The following is a 6,717-nucleotide window of genomic DNA, read 5'->3' as shown; positions in this document are numbered from 1 at the left end:
TTAAATAGAGCTTATTGCGAATAAATGCTCTTTTTCTTTTACCACAAATTGCTACACTCTTTGTAAGATAAGCATTCTAGACCATTTTGTCCCCCCGCAAGGTAAGAGGCTGAATTCGCCACTTACCCCATATTCTTCAGCAAAATTCCTCAGGACGATGAAAACAGGAACTTGGTTTGCTGCAAATACGCCTTGGTTACATTGAATAGCAAGATGTTGCAAAAAGGTAGTTTTACCTACTCCTGGTTTACCCAGCACCCTGAGTTTAGAGTAAGTTTCGACTGCCTGCATACCTGGTATTTGTTTCTGTTCAACCTCCCCTAAGCCAAAGCGGTCAAATTCAGTTGGTTGGAGGTTTTGCAGTTTAGAAATATCTAGCCACTGTTGGCTGGGGATGTTTTCTAGAATATTGACATCAATATATATATCATCGATCGCAACGGGATAACCCATATCTAATAACTGTAAAATCCCGCATTGGTCTTGAATTTTTTCATAGCGTTGCTCCCGCACTTGTTGCACCAAGGCATCAATATCTAAGACAGGAGCCTGGGCAACTTCTGTGGGATCGGCGAATTCGTCTGGAGGATCGGCAGCGATTTCCCGCCAATTCAATTCCAATATGGAACAAATTTCTAAAAATATATGACGCTCAACTGGACGGCCAGAGAAAAACCGCCAAATAGGTTGTCGAGTCTTTAAACCAACTTCTAACGCCAAATTTTCCTGAGTCCAACCCTTGCGGGCAAACGCTCTTTTAGCCTGTTGAATGCCAATGTGTGATGCTTGGAGCGATCGCCTGACCATAAGACAAAAAACTCATATTCAAATTCACAACTTAAATTTTTATGAATACCAAGAATTTTATACTTTTTCTTATGCTAAATATCTTTTGCTCTAGTTAAATCATACAACAGTCAAAATCCGACTGTAATTTAATCACAGGATTTCAAGTTTTGTAACAAATTCAAACACTATTCACTCATCTTATACAATTCTAACCTTTGCCACAACTTCATCTCAAACACCGATTTGTCATGTTGGAAAAGTAAAGAGGTAGCACTTCTCTATAAATACTGGTTAGCTCTTTAGAGCAATGACAGCAGATAGAAAGCTGATTATTATAACCAGAAGTTGCAATATTACAAATATTTCAAACTAAGTTTTTTAAGAGTAATCATTGCTATTTGTGAACCTGATTCAAAAGCTGGCAGTTTATGTTATCAAGACAAGAACCTAAAATAGATATTTTAGGTAATATTCCTTTTATATCAATTCATATCAGTAGCCTATTAATTTTTTGGGTAGGTTTTAGTTGGGCTGCTCTCTTTACCTGCCTCATTCTTTGGTTCATAAGAATGTTTGGAATTACAGCAGGGTATCACCGTTATTTTTCACATCGCACTTATAAAACAACGCGTTGGTTTCAATTTATTCTTGCTGTTTTAGGCAATTCTTCTGCTCAATTAGGCCCACTATGGTGGGCAGCACATCATCGCCATCACCACCGCTATGCAGATACAGAACAGGATATTCATTCTCCGGTTGTTCATGGTTTTTGCTGGTCGCACGTTGGCTGGGTGATGTGTCCGAAATATTCCAAAACAGACGAAAAGCTAGTCCGAGATTTTGCCAAATATCCAGAGTTGCGGTGGTTAAACCGTTTCCATATGATTGCTCCTATTGTGCTAGGAATCGCTGTAACTGCCATTGGTCTAGTGCTTCAATTGTATATTCCACAGCTAAAAACGACTGCTTTACAGATGCTTGTGTGGGGATTTTGTTTAAGTACTTTACTACTTTATCACACGACTTTTACAATTAATTCTCTGGCTCATATCTTTGGCGATCGCCGTTTTAATACAACAGATACTAGTTGCAATAATTGGTTTTTAGCTCTCATAACTCTCGGCGAAGGTTGGCATAATAATCATCATTATTATCCGGCTTCAGAACGGCAAGGTTTCTACTGGTGGGAAATAGATGTTACTCATTACATCCTGAAACTACTTTCATGGCTAGGAATAGTTTGGGATTTAAGAACTCCTCCCCAAGCAATCTATAAACATTTGTCTTTAATTCTCACACCTCAAACTTCTAAAATTATCAGAATTGGTGATATTAATGCTGAGTAAACAACAGATATTCAACCCTCATTTACGCTTGTTTGGTAGCATTTTGCTCAACTTAGGAATACTATTATTTCCTATTGCACCATCACTCGCCGAGAATATTCCTAGTATGTTCTTTGTGTCGAGTAACAATAACAAGAATCAAGTACATTACGGCATAAAATTGAATCAAGATTGCTCACCAAACGGGAGTAAGCCAGTCTTTGCCTACTGGCGAATGAAGAATGGCTCAACTAAAAACCTTTCACAAGAACAACGTCCCGCTTTTGATATAGCTACACAATCTATATTAGGGGACAAAGTAAATATTTCACTCAGGGTGTTTGAAAGTAGAGGTATGAAAAAACCTATAACAATACAAACCTTAAGAGCCAACGACGGCATTTGTCGAGCCAAAGCATTAATGGTAATTAATGAAGAACCTGCTGCACTGTCTAATTTTTATCTTTCTCTAGCCAATCTCAAAAGATTTTTTGGCTTAACAATTGGGGGTAAAGTTGTTAGTATTACTGTCTCTGGCTTCAATAATAGTCAGCAAGCAGTCGAGGAAATAATTCCCTGCCCTTCACAGTGTTCTTTTGGAATCTGATAGACGAAACCAACTCAAAGATTTTAAAAATACTGGGTAATTTTAGCCGTAATAGATTGGGGGACTAAAAACCTCGTGAAAGCATATCTATTAAGCTTGAGCTTTTAAAAATATCATACCAGTAAATTAACTAAAAAAATCTTTTAGTACTACAATATAATTATGGTTAAAAATAAATTTGAGAACTTGAAATTAACTAAATTTAATATCTATCTTTGGGAGTATATCTTTTTAATTTATTGTTAGCCAAAGTGAGCGAAGGTATATTCCGAGAAATAGATAGATGAATTATATTCTTTTTGGAAATAATCTTGTCTAACATTGACAGCAAGTTTAGCTATAAAAACAACAATAAATAAAAGAAATAAAAGGAAAAAATGCCAAGACTCGTAGGACATCGCTCTCATACTGGAGCCAACATCACCATTCTCATGATCATTATCGCCATGTTCGGAGTAATTTACGAATACTTTGGCGTGATGAATATTGTTCCTGGTTTTGGTCGAGAGGGACGATTTTTTCAGCTAAAAAGTCAGCCCACGAACGAACAAGTCATTGGAAAACCTAATCAATAAAAACTGCGAGGAATAGATGCGTAAAGGTAGTGATATTATCAATAAAGTGGTCGTCACATACGACGCGGGTAAAAAAATTGAGCGAATTCAAGATTTAATTTTTGATCAAAAACGCAATCAACTTTTAGGCTTCCTGGTAAAAGAGAAGGGATTGTTTCGAGATGCAAAAGTGATTCCTTTGCAAGAGGTGCAAGCTATCGGGTTAGATGCGATCGTCGTTAACTCGAAAAAATCTGTTGTTGAGGCACATCGTTTTCCGGCAATTAAAGAGATTTTGCGTCAGAATATCGTGCTAAGAGGCACGAGAATTCTTACCACAGAGGGACTCGATCTTGGCGGACTGGTTGATTTGTTCTTTGATGAGCATAGTGGACTAGTGGAAGGATACGAAGTTTCTGGTGGTGTGTTTGCCGATGCTTACTCTGGGCGATCGTTCGTTCCGGCCCCTGAAACGCTGAAAATTGGTGACGATGTTGCTTTTGTGCCTCCAGAAACGGCTCAAATGATGGCAGAACAGGTCGGTGGTATCCGAGGAGCGGTTAACGCAACTGACGAGAAATTCCAATACTCGGCGGAGACTGCTAACCGCAGACTGCAAACAGCAGTTCAAACTGTGAATGAGCAACTGCAAAGCTCGGTAGAGAACGTGAACCGTAGTCTCCAGGAAGCAAGGCAGAATGCAGGTGAGCAGTTGCAGAGCGCAACTGACGCTACTAGCAGCAAAATGCAAGACTTCAATCGAGATGCAACTGTTGCGCTGACTAATAATTTGGTTGACCCTGCGGAGCAAAAGTTATACGTGATTGGTAAGCAGGTTGAGCGGGATGTGCTGACTCCAGATGAGAATGTATTGCTAATACAGGGGCAGGAAGTCACCCTAGTCGATGCAGAAGCAGCCGATCGCCTGGGTATTCTTGATCAACTCTATCGAGCCACAGGTGGCAGTCTGACTGCAAACATCAGCCGCAATCTGCAAGCAGCCGCAGAATCTACTAGCAATCGAATTGGGAGCGCAACTCACAGTAGCGTCACTAATCTGCGTCACTCAGTTGATGGGCTGGCAGCACAGGTGACTATTCAGCAAGCAAAAGGGCGCAGAGTCTTGCAAACAGTGCGTGCTAATGATGGCTTAATTATTGCGGCATCTGGGCAGATTGTGACCGAATCCGTCCTTGATCGTACCCAGATTTACGGTAAAGAAGCAGAATTACTCAACGCCGTTGGTCTAGATCTGGCAACCGCAGTTCGTTCTAGTGCTAATGACACATGGTTAGAAACCAAAGTTCAACTGCGCGACGACGCAAATATTGCTCAAGAGAACCTAAAAACTTTCTGGCAAGCCTTGAAAAAGCAGTCTGAAAATCTACAAGGACGCAGCACAAGGGCAATCAAGAAGCAACGGATTGAACAAGCATTGGGTCGTCCAGTTACCCGTGTCATTCTTGACCCACAAGACAACGTAATTCTGAATGTGGGCGAACTGATTACGCACCGCGCCGTCCGTCAAGCTGAAGAAAGTGGAGTTTTGAATATCTTGCTGAGTTCAGTCTATACCAAGGAGCCAGAAATCTCCGACAAAGAGTTACGTGCTTCAGAACACGGAATGGCAGCACTGGTGGATCACGGTAATGGGCGATCGCAACTTGAATCTAAATCAATCTTGGTAAACTAATGTTTAACACCTTTACTATTCTCCCAAATAGATGTTTTCCGCATCTAATTAAAGTACTTTAGTGATTATCAGCTAAAGCGATCAGGAGTTGAGGCAACAATGGACAAACCAATCCTAGAAAAAGATGGGACTAAATCTGAGGGTGAAATTACCATACAGTGGTATGTGGCAGTACATCCCCACCCTTTAGATCAAAAAAAGTATTCTTACGCGATCGCTATCGATAACGTATTAGAGCGCAACCCATCCCCTATTGCAGACTTTGACTCCTGCTTATTTGGTTGTTATGAAACAGCTTATCAAGCACTGAATGCCGCAGTTGAGGAAGCAAATCAGATAGTTGTTTCGCAAAAAATATTACAGAACAGTTGATTGACTTTAATGGAACTCCATTGAGCAACACAACCTAATAAGATGCGATCGCCCTGAAACTGGTGATGTTATAATGATAGATTGTGAGTTATAATAAATATATAAACAGCGATAACGCTACACATTGTGAGGCAGCCAATATGGATGCCAATGAAGTTTTAAAACGATATGCAGCCGGAGAAAGAAATTTTAGACAGGCAGACTGGAGAGGAATAAGCCTACCTAAAGCTAATTTAAGTGGAGTAGATTTGAGTGGCGCACATTTGAGTAACGCAGACTTGAGCGGCGCCGATTTAAGCAACGCTAATTTAAACTGGGCTGGACTAAAAGGAGCCAATTTCAGTAGAGCGAATCTGAGGGGGGCAAAAATGCCTAATGGAAGAAAACACAATGATCTCTTAGAGTCTGCCAATTATTTCTTTAGCTAACGCTTGACATAAATCTGTTGTTGATGAGCAGTGCCTTTAATCTAATGGCACTGCTCATCGCTAGATGCCACAGATTATTTTTATATCGTAGTTAATCAAATCAACCTAGAAATGAAACAGCACCTTGTAATGCTATTCATGGCGGCAGTCTTCAATATGCGTAAACGTAATTTAAATCTTTCAGGAGTTCGTAAATGACTATTATTACCAAGATGATTCTCAATGCAGATGCAGAGGTTCGCTATTTCACTCCTGGAGAACTAGACCAGATCAAGATATTTGTTAACAGCAGCCAAAGCCGTCTACAACTGGTGGAAGCTATAACTCAAAGCCGCGATCGCATTATTAAGCAAGCTGCAAAGCAATTGTTTCAGAGATTTCCAAAACTTGTTGCGCCAGGTGGCAATGCCTACGGCGAAAATATGACAGCCACCTGCTTGCGCGATATGGATTACTACCTGCGGTTGATTACTTATAGTGTAGCGGCCGGAGATACTATGCCAATTCAAGAGATCGGGATTGTTGGTGTTCGGCAAATGTACAGATCTCTCGGTACCCCAATTGATGCCGTTGTCGAAAGTATCCGTGCTATGAAGAATATCACTACCTCAATGTTGTCTGGAGAAGATGCCAGCGTTGTTGGCATTTACTTCGACTATCTAATTAATAATCTTCAATAGACAGACAATAATCACCAGAAGAGCGATGTCTAGCGACGAGCCGTAATACCCTTAGCATCTGGTTTTGAAAGAGTGGCATTATTTACCTCATTACTATTATTTAATTAGGAGAGATTGTATGTCAGTTTATATTGGGAATCTATCACATGAAGTAGAAGATAATGATATCAATACCTTAGCCAATTTACGAGGGTTTAATGCCTGTAGAAACGGGATGAATACGTCCTAAAGAAGTAAGCTTGGCAAAAATCTGGGTTAATAAAATAGGC

Annotated in this window: 8 protein-coding genes; 7 read left to right on the top strand and 1 reads right to left on the bottom strand. The window is 40.2% G+C overall.

Going from position 1 to position 6,717, the window contains the following annotated elements; all coding sequences use genetic code 11:
- Positions 1-51: 51 nt before the first annotated feature.
- Positions 52-807: a hypothetical protein gene (locus tag H6G76_RS35715; protein ID WP_242056679.1), complete on the bottom strand. Its 756-nt coding sequence runs from the start codon at positions 805-807 to the stop codon at positions 52-54.
- A gap of 551 nt (positions 808-1,358) precedes the next feature.
- Here H6G76_RS35715 and H6G76_RS35710 point away from each other — a divergent pair.
- The 7 genes from H6G76_RS35710 to H6G76_RS35680 all read left to right on the top strand — a co-directional run bounded on the left by H6G76_RS35710 (position 1,359) and on the right by H6G76_RS35680 (position 6,448).
- Positions 1,359-2,135, top strand: coding sequence for an acyl-CoA desaturase (locus tag H6G76_RS35710; RefSeq protein WP_242056678.1), 777 nt, complete (start codon positions 1,359-1,361; stop codon positions 2,133-2,135).
- Complete coding sequence (locus H6G76_RS35705) at positions 2,125-2,721, top strand: DUF4833 domain-containing protein (protein ID WP_190710920.1); 597 nt, start codon at positions 2,125-2,127, stop codon at positions 2,719-2,721. Before H6G76_RS35710 ends, H6G76_RS35705 begins: the two co-directional genes overlap by 11 nt.
- Positions 2,722-3,098: 377 nt before the next feature.
- Positions 3,099-3,296 carry a hypothetical protein gene (locus H6G76_RS35700; protein WP_190710919.1) on the top strand — a complete coding sequence of 66 codons (198 nt, stop codon included), beginning with the start codon at positions 3,099-3,101 and terminating at the stop codon, positions 3,294-3,296.
- 16 nt (positions 3,297-3,312) lie between these two features.
- Complete coding sequence (locus H6G76_RS35695; protein ID WP_190710918.1) at positions 3,313-4,968, top strand: PRC-barrel domain-containing protein; 1,656 nt, start codon at positions 3,313-3,315, stop codon at positions 4,966-4,968.
- 99 nt (positions 4,969-5,067) lie between these two features.
- Positions 5,068-5,340 (top strand): hypothetical protein, encoded by a 273-nt coding sequence (locus H6G76_RS35690; RefSeq protein WP_190710917.1) that lies wholly within the window; start codon positions 5,068-5,070, stop codon positions 5,338-5,340.
- A 140-nt stretch (positions 5,341-5,480) separates the two neighbouring features.
- On the top strand, positions 5,481-5,768 hold the full coding sequence (locus H6G76_RS35685; RefSeq protein WP_190710916.1) for a pentapeptide repeat-containing protein: 288 nt from the start codon (positions 5,481-5,483) through the stop codon (positions 5,766-5,768).
- Between the two features lie 194 nt (positions 5,769-5,962).
- Positions 5,963-6,448 carry an allophycocyanin gene (locus H6G76_RS35680; protein ID WP_190710915.1) on the top strand — a complete coding sequence of 162 codons (486 nt, stop codon included), beginning with the start codon at positions 5,963-5,965 and terminating at the stop codon, positions 6,446-6,448.
- The last annotated feature ends 269 nt before the right edge of the window (positions 6,449-6,717 follow it).

The sequence above is a fragment of the Nostoc sp. FACHB-152 genome (genome assembly GCF_014697475.1).
Lineage (GTDB): Bacteria > Cyanobacteriota > Cyanobacteriia > Cyanobacteriales > Nostocaceae > Nostoc_B.
Note: the sequence above shows the minus strand (reverse complement) of the source record. Positions and strands in the feature narration are given on the sequence as shown.